At 57.0% G+C, this 15,508-nt stretch carries 13 protein-coding genes; 4 read left to right on the plus strand and 9 right to left on the minus strand.

All coding sequences use genetic code 11. The features are described 5' to 3' along the window. Window positions 1–43: 43 nt before the first annotated feature. From ASE36_RS21425 to ASE36_RS21460, 7 genes are all read right to left on the minus strand, one after another. Entirely contained in the window at window positions 44–577 is a 534-nt protein-coding gene (locus ASE36_RS21425; protein ID WP_062284998.1) for a superoxide dismutase family protein, read from the minus strand. 448 nt (window positions 578–1,025) lie between these two features. Next, a complete protein-coding gene (locus ASE36_RS21430) occupies window positions 1,026–4,115 on the minus strand; it encodes an efflux RND transporter permease subunit (RefSeq protein WP_082511323.1) in 3,090 nt (1,029 codons plus the stop codon). After that, complete coding sequence (locus ASE36_RS21435; protein WP_062285000.1) at window positions 4,112–5,371, minus strand: efflux RND transporter periplasmic adaptor subunit; 1,260 nt, start codon at window positions 5,369–5,371, stop codon at window positions 4,112–4,114. The genes ASE36_RS21430 and ASE36_RS21435 overlap by 4 nt, the downstream gene beginning before the upstream one ends. Before the next feature lie 1,143 nt (window positions 5,372–6,514). After that, window positions 6,515–6,832 (minus strand): type II toxin-antitoxin system RelE/ParE family toxin, encoded by a 318-nt coding sequence (locus ASE36_RS21445; protein WP_062285006.1) that lies wholly within the window; start codon window positions 6,830–6,832, stop codon window positions 6,515–6,517. Next, window positions 6,822–7,103 carry a type II toxin-antitoxin system ParD family antitoxin gene (locus ASE36_RS22405; RefSeq protein ID WP_062285009.1) on the minus strand — a complete coding sequence of 94 codons (282 nt, stop codon included), beginning with the start codon at window positions 7,101–7,103 and terminating at the stop codon, window positions 6,822–6,824. The genes ASE36_RS21445 and ASE36_RS22405 overlap by 11 nt, the downstream gene beginning before the upstream one ends. Before the next feature lie 336 nt (window positions 7,104–7,439). Then, window positions 7,440–7,958 carry a Clp protease N-terminal domain-containing protein gene (locus ASE36_RS23330; protein ID WP_062285012.1) on the minus strand — a complete coding sequence of 173 codons (519 nt, stop codon included), beginning with the start codon at window positions 7,956–7,958 and terminating at the stop codon, window positions 7,440–7,442. 8 nt (window positions 7,959–7,966) lie between these two features. After that, window positions 7,967–8,191: a hypothetical protein gene (locus ASE36_RS21460; protein ID WP_062285014.1), complete on the minus strand. Its 225-nt coding sequence runs from the start codon at window positions 8,189–8,191 to the stop codon at window positions 7,967–7,969. Window positions 8,192–8,889: 698 nt separating this feature from the next. Here ASE36_RS21460 and ASE36_RS21465 point away from each other — a divergent pair. Beyond that, entirely contained in the window at window positions 8,890–9,447 is a 558-nt protein-coding gene (locus tag ASE36_RS21465; protein WP_062285016.1) for an SDR family NAD(P)-dependent oxidoreductase, read from the plus strand. A 781-nt stretch (window positions 9,448–10,228) separates the two neighbouring features. On the opposite strand, the gene ASE36_RS21470 is transcribed toward ASE36_RS21465, so the two are convergent. Continuing rightward, window positions 10,229–11,116 carry an AraC family transcriptional regulator gene (locus tag ASE36_RS21470; protein ID WP_062285019.1) on the minus strand — a complete coding sequence of 296 codons (888 nt, stop codon included), beginning with the start codon at window positions 11,114–11,116 and terminating at the stop codon, window positions 10,229–10,231. Between the two features lie 204 nt (window positions 11,117–11,320). Between ASE36_RS21470 and ASE36_RS21475 the strand changes: the two genes are divergently transcribed. The 3 genes from ASE36_RS21475 to istB all read left to right on the plus strand — a co-directional run bounded on the left by ASE36_RS21475 (window position 11,321) and on the right by istB (window position 15,103). Then, complete coding sequence (locus ASE36_RS21475; RefSeq protein ID WP_062285021.1) at window positions 11,321–12,370, plus strand: aldo/keto reductase; 1,050 nt, start codon at window positions 11,321–11,323, stop codon at window positions 12,368–12,370. 404 nt (window positions 12,371–12,774) lie between these two features. After that, window positions 12,775–14,301 carry an IS21 family transposase gene (gene istA / locus ASE36_RS21480; protein ID WP_156378747.1) on the plus strand — a complete coding sequence of 509 codons (1,527 nt, stop codon included), beginning with the start codon at window positions 12,775–12,777 and terminating at the stop codon, window positions 14,299–14,301. Then, window positions 14,291–15,103 carry an IS21-like element helper ATPase IstB gene (gene istB / locus ASE36_RS21485; protein WP_062285023.1) on the plus strand — a complete coding sequence of 271 codons (813 nt, stop codon included), beginning with the start codon at window positions 14,291–14,293 and terminating at the stop codon, window positions 15,101–15,103. Before istA ends, istB begins: the two co-directional genes overlap by 11 nt. A gap of 38 nt (window positions 15,104–15,141) precedes the next feature. Here istB and ASE36_RS23225 read toward each other — a convergent pair whose 3' ends face one another. Then, a complete protein-coding gene (locus ASE36_RS23225; protein WP_062285025.1) occupies window positions 15,142–15,420 on the minus strand; it encodes a DUF4269 domain-containing protein in 279 nt (92 codons plus the stop codon). Window positions 15,421–15,508: the final 88 nt, after the last annotated feature.

A 15,508-nucleotide genomic window follows, 5' to 3' on the forward strand; every position in this document is an offset into this window, starting at 1 on the left:
GGTTCCTGGGTTCCTGGTGGAGCTGGAAGACCCCCTGGATCTTTTATCGCTGCTCGATTACGCCGCAGGCTAAGCGGTCACCTGAAGCGCCAGAGGGTTGCGAGCGATAGTCATCAGCCGTCGCATGGATGACGATTGCGGAGCCGTCACTGTCCAAAACGGCCGCTTCACCTTCCGTCAGCCTGAGGTCTGGCGCGAACACCTCTACCAGCATGGATCCGTCAGCCGCGACGGTTTGATTTGGCAGGTCGCCAGCATGCGGGCCGTTGTCAGACATGTATCCATGCTTATTGGCGTTCGGAGCGTAGTGTCCGCCCGCCGACTTGAAGCTGTCGCCGCCGTCGCAAGTACCGACTTCGTGGATGTGGAAACCGTGCGGGCCTGGTGGCAGGCCGGTAAGCTTAGCCTGGATGAGCAGCCCATGGGGCGTCTCAATCAGAGTGCCTGTGCCAATGGCGGTATTGTCAGGCTTGATGAATGCGACACGCGCAACATCGGGGCTGGCTGTTGCTTCCTGTGCAAGAACCGGCGAACTGCACAATAGCAGGAAGCCTGCAGCCTTGAGGGCTCCATTCATGACTTATCTCCTGTTGTTTTACAACTGTGACACAGACCGCGCTGCGGTCTAAGGCGGGCAGATGCCCACGCTTGTGTTCAAAGTCGAACAGGTGATTGACCGCATTGTTCCTGAAAAAAGTCCGCAAACCGCCGCAATTGCTGCGTCCACGATTGGTTCGTGGGGAAAGCCATGGAAATCATTCTCGACGCTCGAAGTGGGAAAGCGCCACTCAGCCCGCGGAACCGTGAACAGCGGCCATGCGTCACTTCGCGCGGCCCCACGCAGCTGAACCGAGGCCAGACGCCAGCATATGGCAATCACGGCACCCAGGGTGAAGCATTTAAAGGCACTCGTCGGTCAAGCCGCCCGGTTATGCATCTCTGGGAAAGTCGCGAGACCCAAGGTTCGTTCATGCCTTCTGTTCGGCACAGACCGGCTTCAGCCCGGCGTTACCTGCCAGGGCCCGCTACGTCTTTGAGCGATACTCATGACTAACGAGGCGGCTAGCCGGACTGTTGGTTCTTTTCCTTTCCCCGCCCAGTGCAAACCCAAGCAAGCGCCTGAGGTGATCTTTCAGCTTCTCCAGCACGACGAAGAGGGAAGGGACGAACAAAAGCGAAAGGACAGTGGAGAGGAAAAGCCCTCCGATCACGGCAATAGCCATGGGTGCACGAAACTCCCCGCCTGTCTCGTGAGAGAGAGCCGAAGGAACCATTCCCGCGGACATGGCGATCGTCGTCATGATGATCGGTCGAGCGCGTTTGTGGCCGGCGTCGATCATGGCGGATGCGCGGTCCGCGCCATTCTTGACCGCTTCCATCGCAAATTCCACCAGCATGATGGCGTTCTTGGTGACGATACCCATGAGCATCAGGAAGCCGATGACGACCGGCAAACCGATCCCCGAGCCGTATAGATACAAAGCGAAGATGGCCCCGCCAATTGCCAAGGGTAGCGAAAGAAGGATTGTGATTGGGGTCACGAAGCTCCCAAAAAGAAGAACGAGTACGACGTAGACAAGGAGAATGCCTGAGACCATCGCAAATGCGAACCCTTCGAAGATCTCGTTCATCGTCTCCGCATCCCCGGCAGGCTGTATGGTCGTCCCCTCGGGTAAATTGACCGCTGCCGACACTCTGGCTATCGCTTGCGTCGCGGGACCAAGGGCGACATCCTCGGCAAGGTCAGCTGCGACTGAAACCCGATACTTCCTATCATAACGCTGGATTACACTCGGACCAGCGGCGAGACGCACATCCGCAACTGCCATAACCGGGATCTGGGCGCCTGAAGCGGCCTCGACACGAAGTCCAGCCAGATGCGAGAGGTTGTCGCGGGCTTCTTCCTCCAGACGAATCCGTATGGGCACCTGTTCCTCGCCAGCATCGAACCGGGGAAGGTTTGGCTCGGTGGCCCCCATGGTGGCAAGTCTGATAGTCTGGGCGAGCGCCGTCGTGCTCACCCCGAGTTCCGCTGCGCGCTCCGGTAGCGGCGTAATTTGGATTTCCGGACGCAGAAGCGCGGCGTCAGTCGTGACATTGCGCAGCTCGGGCAAGGTCTTCATAACGTCTGCCATTGCGCGGGCACCTGCCAAGGCCGCCGCCGCAGTGTCGCCCCTGATGTTGACAGAAACATCACGCGCACCGTTGTCGGAAAGGAGGAAGAAACGCACGTCTGGCACCTCGGCCAATTGCGCTTCAATGTCCTCCTTGATCTGTTGCGCCGTCCGCTCCCGGTCCTCCCGTTGTCCGTAGTTGATCTGAACCGTGAGCCGGGTGGCCGACTCGCCCTCAACGAAGATACTTTCTATCTCTTCGACCTGAGAGACGCGGGTCGTTACCCGTTCTGCGACCCACCGTGCCTTGGCCAGGGTTGCGCCCGGCGGCAGCTCCACCGTGACCGTCGCGCGCCCAGTGTCTGACGGGGGTATAAACTCTGTCGGAAGCAGCGTCGCTGAATAGATAGAAACGGCGAAGATCGCGACGCCCGCAACCAGTGTCATGATCTTGTGGTGCAAAGTCCAACTTAGGATGCCCAGGTACGTCCGCATCATCCATCCATCTGTCTTCTCGCCCGTCTCTGCATAGCTCTTCATAAAGTAGGCGGCGAACATCGGAGTAATTAAGCGCGCCACAAGCAAGGAGAACAATACAGCAACAGCCACGGTGATGCCGAACTGCTGGAAAAATTGCCCCGCTATACCGCCCATAAAGCTCACCGGAGCAAAGACTGCGACAATCGTTAGGCTGATTGCGATTACCGTCGTGCCGATTTCAGAAGCGGCCTCCTCCGACGCGGTGTAGGCATCGCGCCCCATCTGCATGTGCCGCACTATATTCTCAATCTCAACGATCGCATCGTCGACCAGCACGCCCACAACCAGGGTGATGCCAAGAAGGCTGATCGTGTTCAAGGAGAAGCCAAGCGCATCCATGACGGCGAAAGTGGGAATTGCCGAAAGCGGCAATGCGACCAGCGCAACCAAAGTGGCGCGCCAATCCCGCAAGAAGAGAAAGACAACAACGATCGCGAGCACAGCCCCCTCGTAGAGGGTGGCCATCGCGGATTCAAAATTCGCTTCCGTGTAGATCGTGGCATCATCGACGAGTGCAAACTGCATGTCGGGATACTGTTCGGACAGGGTCTGGAGGCGTGCCTTGGCATTCTCGGCGGCGACGAGATCGCTTGCCCCGGTCGCGCGGAAAACTCCAAACGCCACTACGGGCTGCCCTTCAAGAAGCGCAAAGTTCTCCGGCTCTGTCGCCTCGTCGGTGACTGATGCGAGCCGATCGAGTCTAACCGTGCTGCCGCTCGGTAACCGGATGGGGCGTGCCGCGAGGTCCTGCAAGCTGTTTGCAGAGCCGAGAGCCCGGATCGAATACTGCTGACCAGCAAGATCACCAGCCCCCCCGCCAAGATCGATGTTCCCCTGTGCAAGCTGCGAGGTGATATCGGAAATCGTCAATCCGAGCGCCAAGAGGCGATCGGGATCCACTTCGACGCGGATCTCGCGGTCGGCACCGCCCGCCCGCGCAACGCTACCAACACCTTCGACTGCCTGAAGCTCCGGCGCGACCACATCATCCACGAAAGTAGATAGCGCCTCGATCGAACGTCCCGGATCGGACACCGCGTAGCTTAAGATTGGCGCACCTGTGAAATCCAACCGCTGGATTACTGGCTCAGTGATGCTGTCGGGCATGTCACCGCGCGCGCCTGTCACGGCATCCTTCACGTCGTTCAATGCACGATCAGTGTTCGTTCCCACACTGAACTCAATCGTGAGGTTCGCCACACCGTCGTCCGCCGTCGCGCTCACGTGGCGAACGCCTGAGATGTCGCTGACCTGAGCCTCTATCGGCTGAACGACCTGGCTGACGACCTCTGCAGGCGCGGCTCCCGGCAAGCCCACGCTCACTGTCACGATCGGAAGATCCACGTTCGGCATTTGTGTCACGGGCATCCGATAGAAGCTGAACAGCCCCACTGCGCACAGGACGAGGAAAAGCGCGATAGGTGGAACTGGATGGCGAATCGCCCAGGTCGAGAGATTCATGGCAAGTCGGCCTCGGTCTTTGCTGTGTCGCGTTGATCGGCTTCCAGCCCTGACATTGTTTCCCGAACCGGACGTATTACATCGCCGTCATCGAAGAAGGTTCCGGCAGTGGCTATGACATCGTCGCCAATGTCCAATCCTGAGACGATCTCACGCCAATCCTGCCAAACAAGACCCGGCTTGACCGGGAGACGTTGAACTGTATTGCCATCTACATGCAAAACGTAAGCGCCGCTGGCGTCACTGATTACTGCGCTTGCTGGTACGGCTAAATTCTTGCGACTTTCGGCAGTGACCCAGCCGCCCGCATACAAGCCCGGCCGCAATCCATCCTGCTGCTCGAGGGCGATCCGGACGGTGCCCATTCGATCTGTCCGGTCGACCTGGGCGGAGATCAGGCGCACCGTACCATCAACCCGGCCTACGCCCGCGACTTCGAGTTGCGCAGGGTCACCTTCGCTCAACAAACCCAGATCGGTTTCGATCACCTCCACCTCTGCCTCTACCTCGCCATTTCTGATGATCGTGTAGATTGGCTCGCCGGTGGTGCTGGCAGTGGCGCCAATCTGGCCATTCCGCGCGGAGATGACGCCGGCGACTGGCGCTTTAATGCGCGCCGTGTCGAGGTTGTCTAGGGCAACCTTTAACGCGGTCTCCGCCTGCTGAAGTTGAGCCTCTGCGACAGCAACGCCGCTACGTGCCGATTCCAGCTCCGCTTGAGCAGTCAAGGCAGTCGCCGTCGCTTCGTCGAGTGCAGCCTGCGTCGAAGTCCCGCGCTCCTGCAGTTGCCTTGTCCGATCCAGTGATTGCTGAGCTTGTGTAGCTCTTGCTTCAGCCGAGGCCACCGTGGTGCGTGCCTGCTGCGCCGCAGCTTGGGAACGCGAAAGCTCCGCCTCTGCTCTGGCAACTTCGGTGCGCAACGTGCGGTCCTCGAGCTCCGCGACGACCTCTCCTTTTTCCACTCGATCACCAACCTCGAGCTCCAGCTGCGTGATCTTGTAACCTCCGATCTCAGGGTAGACGAGAGCCTCTTCACGAGAGACAAGCGTTCCAGAGATTGGGACACGGCGCAGCAGCTCTTTGACACTCGCCTTTGCCACAGTCACTAACGGGACACGCACCCCGACCTCTGGCTTTTCTCTTTCTTGATCTCCAGCGGAGAGCGGCGCTACCACGTTCACCACGATAGTCAGAGCAATTGCGGCTGGGAGGAGCCGGCGGTGGAGCAAGGGGGACATCACGTTCTCCAGATCCATGGCACGTCTTGATGCAGACTAGCTAGGGTCAATGACACAATGGTCAAACCGAAAGCGCTTTCTGCTCGAAGTAAGACTGTAGGCCAATTCTCGGCGAAGGCGGGACTGATTTGGCAGTTCGGTTCGGCTGTTAAGGAGATCGACTGATACTCCACGCAAATTGGAGCACGTGCTGCCCGAGCTCCTGGTATCGAAATCGCCCGGGTCAACTGGTTCAAAACTTTACATGCTCCCGATCGGTCCCAAATACTAATGTCGCCCCTATTGATGATGTAAAGCGAGCATACGCAGCTCGAGACGCCTGGCTGCAGCAGCGGCATAGGTGAGAGCAGGTGCGGACATCGCGTGGAGTCTGGGCATCGACCTCGTGGGCAGAACTGCGGAGGATGCCGGGCGAGCTAATTCTTAACTGCCGTTGGATGCCAACTCGCGTAAGGCTTCGACATCCATCGCAAGTCTGCGGCTGCAACCGGTCGGGCAAGATGTTTATCGCGTGTCACATCTGGTGGACAATTGCTGAGCGGTTGGTGATCCAGCAGCGACGATAGGCGTAGTGCTGTTATGGCATTTCAGACTAATTTGAAGCCACATTCCCAAACTGTCGGGAAAGCACCAGGCAGCGTTGACACGACCTTTGCAAGGTATAGGCCAATGCTACAAAAAATGTTCAAAGCCATTCCTCGCGCGCTACCTCCGAATGACTGCTGGATGATACAAGAAATCGCTGAAAAGCTTAAGGAGCCGCTCAGACCTGAGGATCTGGCACTTTTGCAGAATGCTCTCGAAAGGGTCTGTGAGATACGTGGTCAGGCAGTTGCGTCGCCTCAAGCAAACCTAGATGCGAAGATATTGATAACGTTGTTCCAGAGCGGCATCCGTAACAGGCATCAACTTGTCGCAATGCTCACCGGCCAAAAATTTCCGTGAGAGACTGCTTTGGGCAGCAACTTAGTATCCTATCGCCGGACTTATCCATAGGCGGTCTTGCCTTCGGAGCTGTTTCAAGAGCAGTATCAATGCTCGTTCAGTTCCATAATTCTGCATCCGCTGCACAGAGCAGCTAAGTAATTGGCGAAACTTATCTTATGGACGCGCCGCAGATGCGATAACTGCCACGGCCTTCTGCACTTTGCCATTAGCCCATCATGCCTTAAACAGCCTGGAGAGGTCACGCCGTCCGTCCACCACTCGGACAATCTCGACGGCATCAACAGGGCCGTCATCGGTGTCGGGCCTCATCTCGTAGAGGATCACATAGGGCGCTTCGACCAACATCCGAGCCGTGCGGAACACTTCCGGGTGACGCTCGCCCAAACGCGGGTGCTCTATCAGCAATTCAGTCTTACGGCGAAAGTTGGCGAAGTACCGCTCCGCGCTGCGCGGCTGCTCTTTCCGCATTTCGATGTAGATGCTCTTAACGTCGGCGCGCGCCTTTGGGGTCCAAAAGAGCTTAACGGGCATGGGGAGCTGCAGACGCTACTTCCTGACGTGCTTCATCCAACACCGCATCAAAATCCACCTCAACCGCAAGGCCACTATCTTTGCCTTCTTCCCACATCGCACGCAACTTGGCGATATCTTCGCGCTTTTGCATCCATTTGGCCGACCAATCGCGCATGGCTTCGCGAACAACTTCGCTTCCGCTGGCATAAGCGCCACTGTTCACAGCGTCACGCAATAACTCGGCGTGTTGGGGTGTCATCGAAACGCTGATTTTTTCAACATTTGGCATAGGCGACCTCCAAAGGCATCTGGTAGCAATTTTTACCACCAAAGGCCCGGAGAGGCAATATGGTTGCTGGGCCTCGTGGTGTACTGTTCCAGCTGCAAGGTCATGAAGGAGACGGCTCTACGGGGCTGGAAGTTACATGCCGCGGGTTCGAATCCTTTCAAGGCGAATGGCAATTGGCCGCTTCCGTCACAGGTGCGAACCACGAGCAGAGAGGACGGCATATGAAAGACACTATGATCTGCGTGGACGGTGAGGGCCGTCTTGCGAAATCGATGCACACTGCGGATCTGATACCATCAGAAATACAGGCTCCGGCACTAGCGGCCGCCGCCAGTGCTACTGATATGACTGCCAACGTTCAGCAATGGCTTCTGCCCGCGCTCTTAGCTCATCCCTGTCAATACCCAGTTTCCGAAGCGCTCTGGCAGCAACACCTTGCGGCGCATCCGTTACGACCGATACTATGTGAGCACTGAGAAGTGGCCTATGATAGTGACGCTTTGCCGCGAGCTTCTGTATGATTTCCTGCCCTGAAGGTGCTGCCTCGAACAGTATGTCTTTAGACAGAAGAGGCGCTGCTTCGGAGGGGGTCGGCATCTCTGTAATCTCAACACCAATCGCACGGAGCGCGTCACGATACTGATCAGCGATAGCTGATCTAACCGTACGAGGATCAGCACCAAGCTCCTCGAAAGCCATGCGAGCAGTTCCATCCGGCAAGTCAAGAGCCGCCAGTAGGAAGTGTTCGGCGCCTGGATCGTGCTGTCCGTCTTTTAGTGCGTACGCTTCAGCTGTCTTGCACAAACGGGTGATTGTCTTTGCAGATCGGAACTTTGTTCTGAGGCTTTCGAACATCACATTACCTAACCTATCTCTGGAATGTCTTGAGTCATATCCACCAACCGTCTGTGGGCCGCTTGCTTGGACACCCCAAGAGCTTGCGCAATGTTGGACCACGTCCAGCCTTGGCGGAGCGCGGCGCGGACCGCTTCGCGCTCGATACCGTCTGCCAGTCTGCGTAAAGCCACCACGGCGGCGAGGGCTTCTTCGGGATTATCGGATTTTATCACGTCGCTGAGATCAATCATTCGTCAACATATGTTGACGAGCAGCGCATTTGTCAACATTTGCTGACGATGTTTGAGGGTGCCGTCAAGGCAAGACGTCTGCACGAACTCGAACTGAGCGACTGGTGAACCATGCTGCTGTACGTCGTTCAAGTCTGTTTCAGGTTGCCGACAGGTAGCTGCTTTCGTAGCGCCACAGGTTTGGCGGGCGCGCTCATGTGGATAGTGCGGATACCAGAATCAAGGGAGACTAGCAGCTTTGGTTCACCGGTAAATGCGCGCGCTGTGATAAAGGAAGAGCGGACGCTATCGCAAAAGTAATGCGTGCGGGCACATGTCATATCTTGGAGCCACAGGCTTCGGCGTGCCACTTCATCAAAAAGCAACTCTGCATCGTCTTCGCTCCCCCCTCTTCTCAAAATTGGGGCGTAGCTCAAGCTCCTCAGAGCAGACACACCGGCGCCTGCTCTCGTCCGATGTCATTTGTCAACATTCCCTAACCAACGAGTAGAGGGTTGGCCCTCTAGTGCTCTTTGAATGCATCGCATAGCTTTTCCAAACTGCGGTTTGAGAGCAGCTCATTGATTTTTTCGGTCTGCTGCGTGGCGCGTGGAGATCCAACTCAAGCCGTTTTGCATACTTCAGTCTGCGTATCTGCATCCATGCGTCGCGGTTTGACTCTTCGCGCAACTCAGAAAATGAGAAGGAGAAACGTTGTCATGACCACGAGGATCGCACTTGTTATTGGTGCTTGCAGCGGATTGGGCTACTCCTGCGTGATGAGTCTTGTGAAGTCAGATGTTCACATCATCGGCACCTACACCTCGCAGGCCGAGTTTCCCGAAGAGATAGTGCGAGAGGTCGAGTGGATTGGTGGCCGTGCAGTCATGCTGAAACTGGATGCGAGACAGCCGGATTTGCAACCCTTCGTTCTCGATATCGTTGAAGCGCTCGAAACAAACTTCGGGGCCAGCAAGCTCGATAACGTGATTATCAATACGGGAACGGTATTCGAGCCATCGGTGACAAGAAAACTGGATCATTGGCAGTTTTACGCCACGCATGTGCGATTGCCTCACCTGCTGACCGAAGCAATTGGCGACCTTTTGACGGACACATGCGAGGTCGTGCTCATCTCGTCGATCGACAGGCGAGGTTCTGGCAAGATCACATCGTCTCACGGCCAAGCAATTCCGGCTGGCTTCAGGGCTTTTCCAGCTTCTGTTGCCGAAGTCTGGCCAGCACATCCTTGCCGCGGGCAGGGCGAGGACGGTTAGGAAAGAGCTTCGAGATCTGTCAGCAGGGGTGGGACGCGGCGAAAGTGCTTGAGCCGCTTTGACATCCGCTTCACGCTCTTGCGTTCCAATACTTTAAAAAAGCCGCATGCTGGCGGCTTCCTTCTTCTCGCCTTCGCGGCACCACTGGCCTGATCCCACAGATCAGAAGGGCCTCACTCACGACGTCACCGCGGTCGCAGATAGCTTAAGCGTCAATTGCCCGTTTGAAGAAATAATGCAGGACGAAATGTCCCGGCGAGACGACTGCAACGAGCTCCCATCCCTTGGATCCAAACTCGTTCATTTCCTCAGCCGTCAAAGCTCGTTCAATCGTACAATATTCCCATCGCATGGTCGCGCCTCCCGGTTGTCTGTTGCCGTAAACCAATTAGTTCGGTTTGGTTTTGCGTCAACCCAGGATGGCAGGTCACTGTGAAAGCTGATGTATCAACAGACGTGGCTCATGGCTTGATCTTCAAGAGTGCCATTTTTCCAAAAACGCCACGCGGGCAGATGGGCACAATTGCTACATCCATCCCGGTTGGAGATAGGTCGTGGTTGAAGATTCTGGAACGCCGGCGGATTTTCTCGCGTAAAGACCCGTCAAGGCTTTGTCGGTGGTCTTATTGTCGTGGGACATGGCGATTTGATCGCCGGCGTCGGCCAGGGGCGTCTTGTTGCATGGGTGTCTTCATCCTCAAAATCGATCCTGGCAAACGGGCAGCCATCGAAACCGAATTCCACTGATCTGGCCCGCTTTTGGCCGCGGGGAAAGAGGTTGTTACATCGATTGTCTGAGGCCGATCACGCTGGAGATCGGCGACTGTCCGAATTCGCGTCGGTATTCACGGCTGAATTGGGCAGGACTTTCGTAGCCGACATCATAGGCTGATGATGCAGCGTCAAGTCCGGCCACGATCATCAAGCGGCGCGCTTCATTGAGTTGCAGGCGCTTGCGATACTGGACGGGGCTCACGCCGGTCACCTGCTTGAAATGCCGGTGAAACGTTGACACTCCCATATGCGCGATATCGGCAAGGTGACTTATGGATTGACGTTCGCGGAAGTGCTGTTTGAGCCATTCCAGCGCCCTGATGATGCTGCTCGAGGCGCCTTCCATCGACGCGAGTAAAGCGAGACGTGTACCGACCGGGCTCATGATCAGACGATAGATGATCTCTCGTCGTATGGACTGAGCGAAGAGGTCGATTTCGTTCGGTCGCTCTGTCAAACGGCACAAGCGGGACAGCGCTTCGAGGAGGTCAGGGGTTACAGCTGAGCTGGCTATCCCGAGAAGCGGAGCCTCACCACGCGTCTCGTGCGGGATCTCGGATATCAAGGTGCGAACAAGGCTGAGATCTATCCTCAGCAAGATTCCGAAATACGGGTCGCCCACACTGGCCTGCGTGACCCAAGCCGTCACTGGAAGGTCGATGGACGTGAGGAGAAAGTGTGTGCTGCCATAGTCATAGCAGTTACTGCCAAGAACAACACGCTTCCTGCCTGAAATGACCAGAGACAGACTGGCTTCCATCATTCCCACATAAGGTATCGTTGGTGACGTGTGACGGTGGAACGTAAGACCGGGCACCTGCGTGTAGGTCGCGCCCTCATTCGGTGCCCAGCGGCTGAAGCCGTTTGCCAAGGTCTGCTGCATATGCTCGATCATTCTGAACAATTCCAAAGTCGCGGCGCAGGGCTATCTCAGATATTGGATCCTTGCTAGGCTAGCCGCCCTTCTATGACAACGGGATCCTCGCCGACGAGAGAGGATTGTGCAATCATACGATTGAAACGTGCTACTGCTTCCAGGTCGCACCCGAATAGTTTCCTGAATGGCGTGCAACTCCTGCCGCCCCGAAGGAGAGATGAGATGCACTATAACATGTTGGGACGAACGGGCTTGCTCGTGTCTGAATTGAGCCTCGGCACGATGACCTTCGGGGTGAGCCAATGGGGCGGAATCGGCGGGGTTGACCAGAATGGCGCTGACCAGATTGTTCAGTGCAGTCTTGATGCAGGTGTGAACCTGCTCGACACAGCGAACATTTATTCGGGCGGCCAGTCAGAGGAAATTACCGGTGCGGCACTTCGCAACCTCGGCGTTCGAAGGCACGACGTCTTGATCTCTACCAAGACTTTTGGGCAAGCGGGTGCAGGGCAGAACGAACGCGGAGCGTCACGAGCGCATATCCTGGATAGCCTTCACGCCAGCCTGAAAAGAATGCAGATCGACTATGTCGATCTGTATCAGTTGCATGGCTTCGATCCACTGACGCCGATGGAAGAAAGCTTGCGTGCGCTCGATCACCTCGTGCGCCAGGGTGCCGTACGCTACATTGGCGTTTCGAATTGGGCTGCGTGGCAGATCGCACAGGCTATGGGAGTGACCGAACGCCTCGGGCTCTCGCCACTCTCCAGCCTGCAGGCCTATTATTCGCTTGCCGGGAGAGAGATCGAGCATGAAATCACCCCTCTCCTGTCCGCCACCGGATTGGGTCTCGTCTGTTGGAGCCCATTGGCCGGGGGGATGTTGAGTGGCAAGTTCGATCGCAACTTTGAAGGCGACAACCAGGCTCGTCGAGCCACGACGCCTTTCCCGCCTCTCGATATCGACCGCACCTATGATCTGATTGACGAGCTGCGCAGCATTGCGGCTGCGCATGGCGCATCGCCGGCCCAGATTGCATTGGCGTGGCTGCTTCACCGGAAGACCGTTTCAACGGTGCTTCTCGGCGCGAAACGGGTTGAGCAACTGCAAGACAATCTCGGCGCAACGAAAATCGAGCTGCAGCAGTCTGATCTTGATCGACTGGATGCGGTGAGCAAACTCGCCGCGATCTATCCTCAATGGATGCAGCAGATCTTCGAGGGGGGACGGAGTGAGCAGATTGTGTCCTTGGGGCAGCGCCGGCGTTGGTGACCAACGCAGCCCAAGATCCCATGGTGATGGCCATTGGGACAGGCCAGAAGCGGCACTGTCCCAATGGCTTCTCTGCTGGATTGTTCCTACAGTGAAATCGATGGCTTCAGGGCCCGTCGATTAGCGTCGGGATGAGCGAAAACCTCTATCCTGTAACCATGGGGCGTAGCTACTTTTGATCGACTTCTTTCGAATGCCGCATTGTCCTCGTTGATAATGATCCAGCACACGCCATCGATGCCGGTCCTGGCAGCCGATGCGTTGCCCAGAGTAAAGGTCCCGGTGGTTATGCTGTTGATTTCCACTGAGAGCTGACCCGGCGCAGCCCGATATTTCCATTGAGAATTGACCCATGTTTCAACCGTCCCTCGCATGTTTTCAGCGGGGGCTCTGGAGTGATCGACATGGCGTTACTGAGCGTAATCCGACGCTGGCATTTTCGAGAGCATCTATCGATCCGGGAGATTTGCCGCAGGACCGGCTTGTCCCGGAATACCATCCGCAAATATCTGCGCGCCGGCGACGTGGAGCCGAAGTTCAACGTGCCGGAGAGGCCGAGCAAGCTTGATCCGTTTGCAGATCGTCTATCGGCCTGGCTGAAGACGGAGTCTAAGAAAGGCCGCAAGCAGAAGCGGACGATGAAGCAGCTACACGCTGATCTTGTCAGCCTCGGCTACGAGGGGTCGTACAATCGTGTGGCTGCCTTTGCGCGGGAATGGCGCGATGATCGTCAGAGGGAATTGCAGACGACGGGCCGCGGGACATTTGTGCCCTTGGCGTTCGAACCAGGCGAGGCCTTCCAGTTCGACTGGTCGGAAGATTGGGCGATCATTGGCAATGAGCGCACCAAGCTGCAGATCGCCCACACGAAGCTGAGCTACTCCAGGGCCTTCATCGTCCGGGCATACCTCCTGCAGACGCACGAGATGCTGTTCGATGCCCATAACCATGCCTTCCGTGTCTTCGGTGGCATTCCTGGTCGCGGCATCTACGACAACATGCGCACGGCGATCGACAAGGTCGGTCGTGGCAAGGAGCGCGACGTCAACGTCCGCTTCATGGCGATGGCCAGCCATTATGTGTTCGAGCCCGAGTTCTGCAATCCGGCTTCCGGCTGGGAGAAGGGACAGGTCGAGAAGAACGTGCAGGATGCGCGTCATCGCTTCTTTCAACCGATCCCGCGCTTTCCATCACTGGAGGCCTTGAACGATTGGCTCGAGGCCCGTTGCAAGGAGTTCTGGACCAAGACACCCCACGGTCAGTTGCGTGGCACTATTGCCGACATCTGGGCCGAGGAAGTCCCAGCTCTCATGGCGCTCTCCAGGCCGTTCGACGGGTTCGTCGAATATACGAAGCGGGTCACGCCCACCTGCCTCGTGCATCTGGAGCGCAATCGCTATAGCGTTCCGGCATCCTTCGCCAATCGACCGGTGAGCCTCCGGGTCTACCCAGATCGTGTCGTGGTCGCCGCAGAAGGCCAGATCGTTTGTGAGCACCGCCGCGTCATAGATCGGTCCCATGATCGGCCGGGCCAGACCATCTACGACTGGCGTCACTATCTGGCGGTGGTGCAGCGTAAGCCCGGTGCTCTTCGCAACGGCGCACCGTTCATCGAGCTTCCCGATGCATTCCGGACCTTGCAGCAATACCTGCTCAAGAAGCCGGGTGGCGATCGAGAGATGGTCGATATCCTGGCCCTCGTCCTTCAGCACGACGAGCAGGCAGTCCTGTCTGCCGTCGACATGGCGCTGAAGTCTGGCGTTCCGACCAAGACGCATGTGCTGAACCTGCTGCATCGGCTCGTTGACGGTAAATCCTTCACGCCGCCGACCCTCGACGCGCCACAGGCACTGACGCTCACCAATGAACCCAAGGCTAATGTTGAACGATACGATACATTGAGAAAGACGGAGACTCGCCATGCGTCATAATCCAGCAAGCGGCGCGATCGTCATCATGCTGCGGCAGTTGAAGATGCATGGCATGGCCCAGGCCGTCGGGGAACTTACTGAGCAGGGATCGCCTGCGTTCGAGGCTGCCCTCCCGATCCTGTCGCAGCTTCTCAAGGCAGAGACGGCGGAGCGTGAGGTTCGATCAACGGCCTATCAGCTCAAGACAGCACGCTTTCCGGCCTACCGTGACCTGAATGGCTTCGACTTCGGCAGTAGCGAGATCAACGAGGCGCTCGTGCAACAGCTTCATCGCTGTGACTTCCTCGATGACGCCAACAATATCGTTCTGGTCGGCGGACCTGGCACGGGAAAGACGCACATTGCCACCGCGCTCGGCGTTCAGGCCATTGAACATCACCACAAGCGGGTGAGGTTCTTCTCGACGGTCGAACTGGTCAACGCGCTCGAGCAAGAGAAGGCTCAGGGCAAGTCGGGGCAGATCGCAAATCGGCTCGTTCATTCCGATCTCGTCATTCTCGACGAGCTGGGATACCTGCCATTCAGTGCCTCAGGTGGCGCATTGCTCTTCCATCTGCTGAGCAGACTGTACGAGCGCACCAGCGTCATCATCACCACCAACCTCAGCTTCAGTGAATGGGCCAGCGTCTTCGGCGACGCAAAGATGACCACCGCGCTGCTCGACAGGCTCACCCACCACTGCCACATCCTCGAAACCGAAAACGACAGCTTCCGCTTCAAGAACAGCTCGGCGCATCAGCCCAAAACATCAAAGGAGAAACGCAGGAACTTGACCCCGACCAACAACACGAACGATACCTAAAGGCGGGTCAATTCTCGGTGGAAACGCCGGGTCAGCTCTCAGTGGAAATCAACACCGTTATGGTCCAGCGTGCAGAATAGAATGTCTATGTCGCTGGCCTCGGTATGAATATCCAGAGGCGGTGTTCCCGCTATGTGCGGATCATAAACTGCCAGTGCATCGATGATCCCGAGTTCTTGTACCGCGATTTCATAGTCTGGTCTCATACTCATCGCTACTGCCCCCGCCTGTGTAGGCTCGTCAATATCTGCTCTCTCCAGATTCCGCAGCCTAAACCAGGAGTGCCCTGACCTTCCCTTAAAGGCAGCCCTGTGCATTCGCGTTGTCAGATCAGATCGAGGATCGTTTCAATGCCGAAGCCTATTCAAGAAGCGAAGTCCTCGTCTAACAGGCATCCGCCTGCCT

The sequence above is a fragment of the Rhizobium sp. Root274 genome (assembly GCF_001429245.1).
Taxonomy (GTDB): Bacteria; Pseudomonadota; Alphaproteobacteria; order Rhizobiales; family Rhizobiaceae; genus Allorhizobium.

Bases quoted from the DNA above. Each gene is read 5' to 3' on its own strand.
- ASE36_RS21425 (WP_062284998.1), bottom strand. From the start codon at position 577: ATGAATGGAGCCCTCAAGGCTGCAGGCTTCCTGCTATTGTGCAGTTCG.
- ASE36_RS21430 (WP_082511323.1), bottom strand. From the start codon at position 4,115: ATGAATCTCTCGACCTGGGCGATTCGCCATCCAGTTCCACCTATCGCG.
- ASE36_RS21435 (WP_062285000.1), bottom strand. From the start codon at position 5,371: ATGGATCTGGAGAACGTGATGTCCCCCTTGCTCCACCGCCGGCTCCTC.
- ASE36_RS21445 (WP_062285006.1), bottom strand. From the start codon at position 6,832: ATGCCCGTTAAGCTCTTTTGGACCCCAAAGGCGCGCGCCGACGTTAAG.
- ASE36_RS22405 (WP_062285009.1), bottom strand. From the start codon at position 7,103: ATGCCAAATGTTGAAAAAATCAGCGTTTCGATGACACCCCAACACGCC.
- ASE36_RS23330 (WP_062285012.1), bottom strand. From the start codon at position 7,958: ATGTTCGAAAGCCTCAGAACAAAGTTCCGATCTGCAAAGACAATCACC.
- ASE36_RS21460 (WP_062285014.1), bottom strand. From the start codon at position 8,191: ATGATTGATCTCAGCGACGTGATAAAATCCGATAATCCCGAAGAAGCC.
- ASE36_RS21465 (WP_062285016.1), top strand. From the start codon at position 8,890: ATGACCACGAGGATCGCACTTGTTATTGGTGCTTGCAGCGGATTGGGC.
- ASE36_RS21470 (WP_062285019.1), bottom strand. From the start codon at position 11,116: ATGATCGAGCATATGCAGCAGACCTTGGCAAACGGCTTCAGCCGCTGG.
- ASE36_RS21475 (WP_062285021.1), top strand. From the start codon at position 11,321: ATGCACTATAACATGTTGGGACGAACGGGCTTGCTCGTGTCTGAATTG.
- istA (WP_156378747.1), top strand. From the start codon at position 12,775: ATGGCGTTACTGAGCGTAATCCGACGCTGGCATTTTCGAGAGCATCTA.
- istB (WP_062285023.1), top strand. From the start codon at position 14,291: ATGCGTCATAATCCAGCAAGCGGCGCGATCGTCATCATGCTGCGGCAG.
- ASE36_RS23225 (WP_062285025.1), bottom strand. From the start codon at position 15,420: ATGCACAGGGCTGCCTTTAAGGGAAGGTCAGGGCACTCCTGGTTTAGG.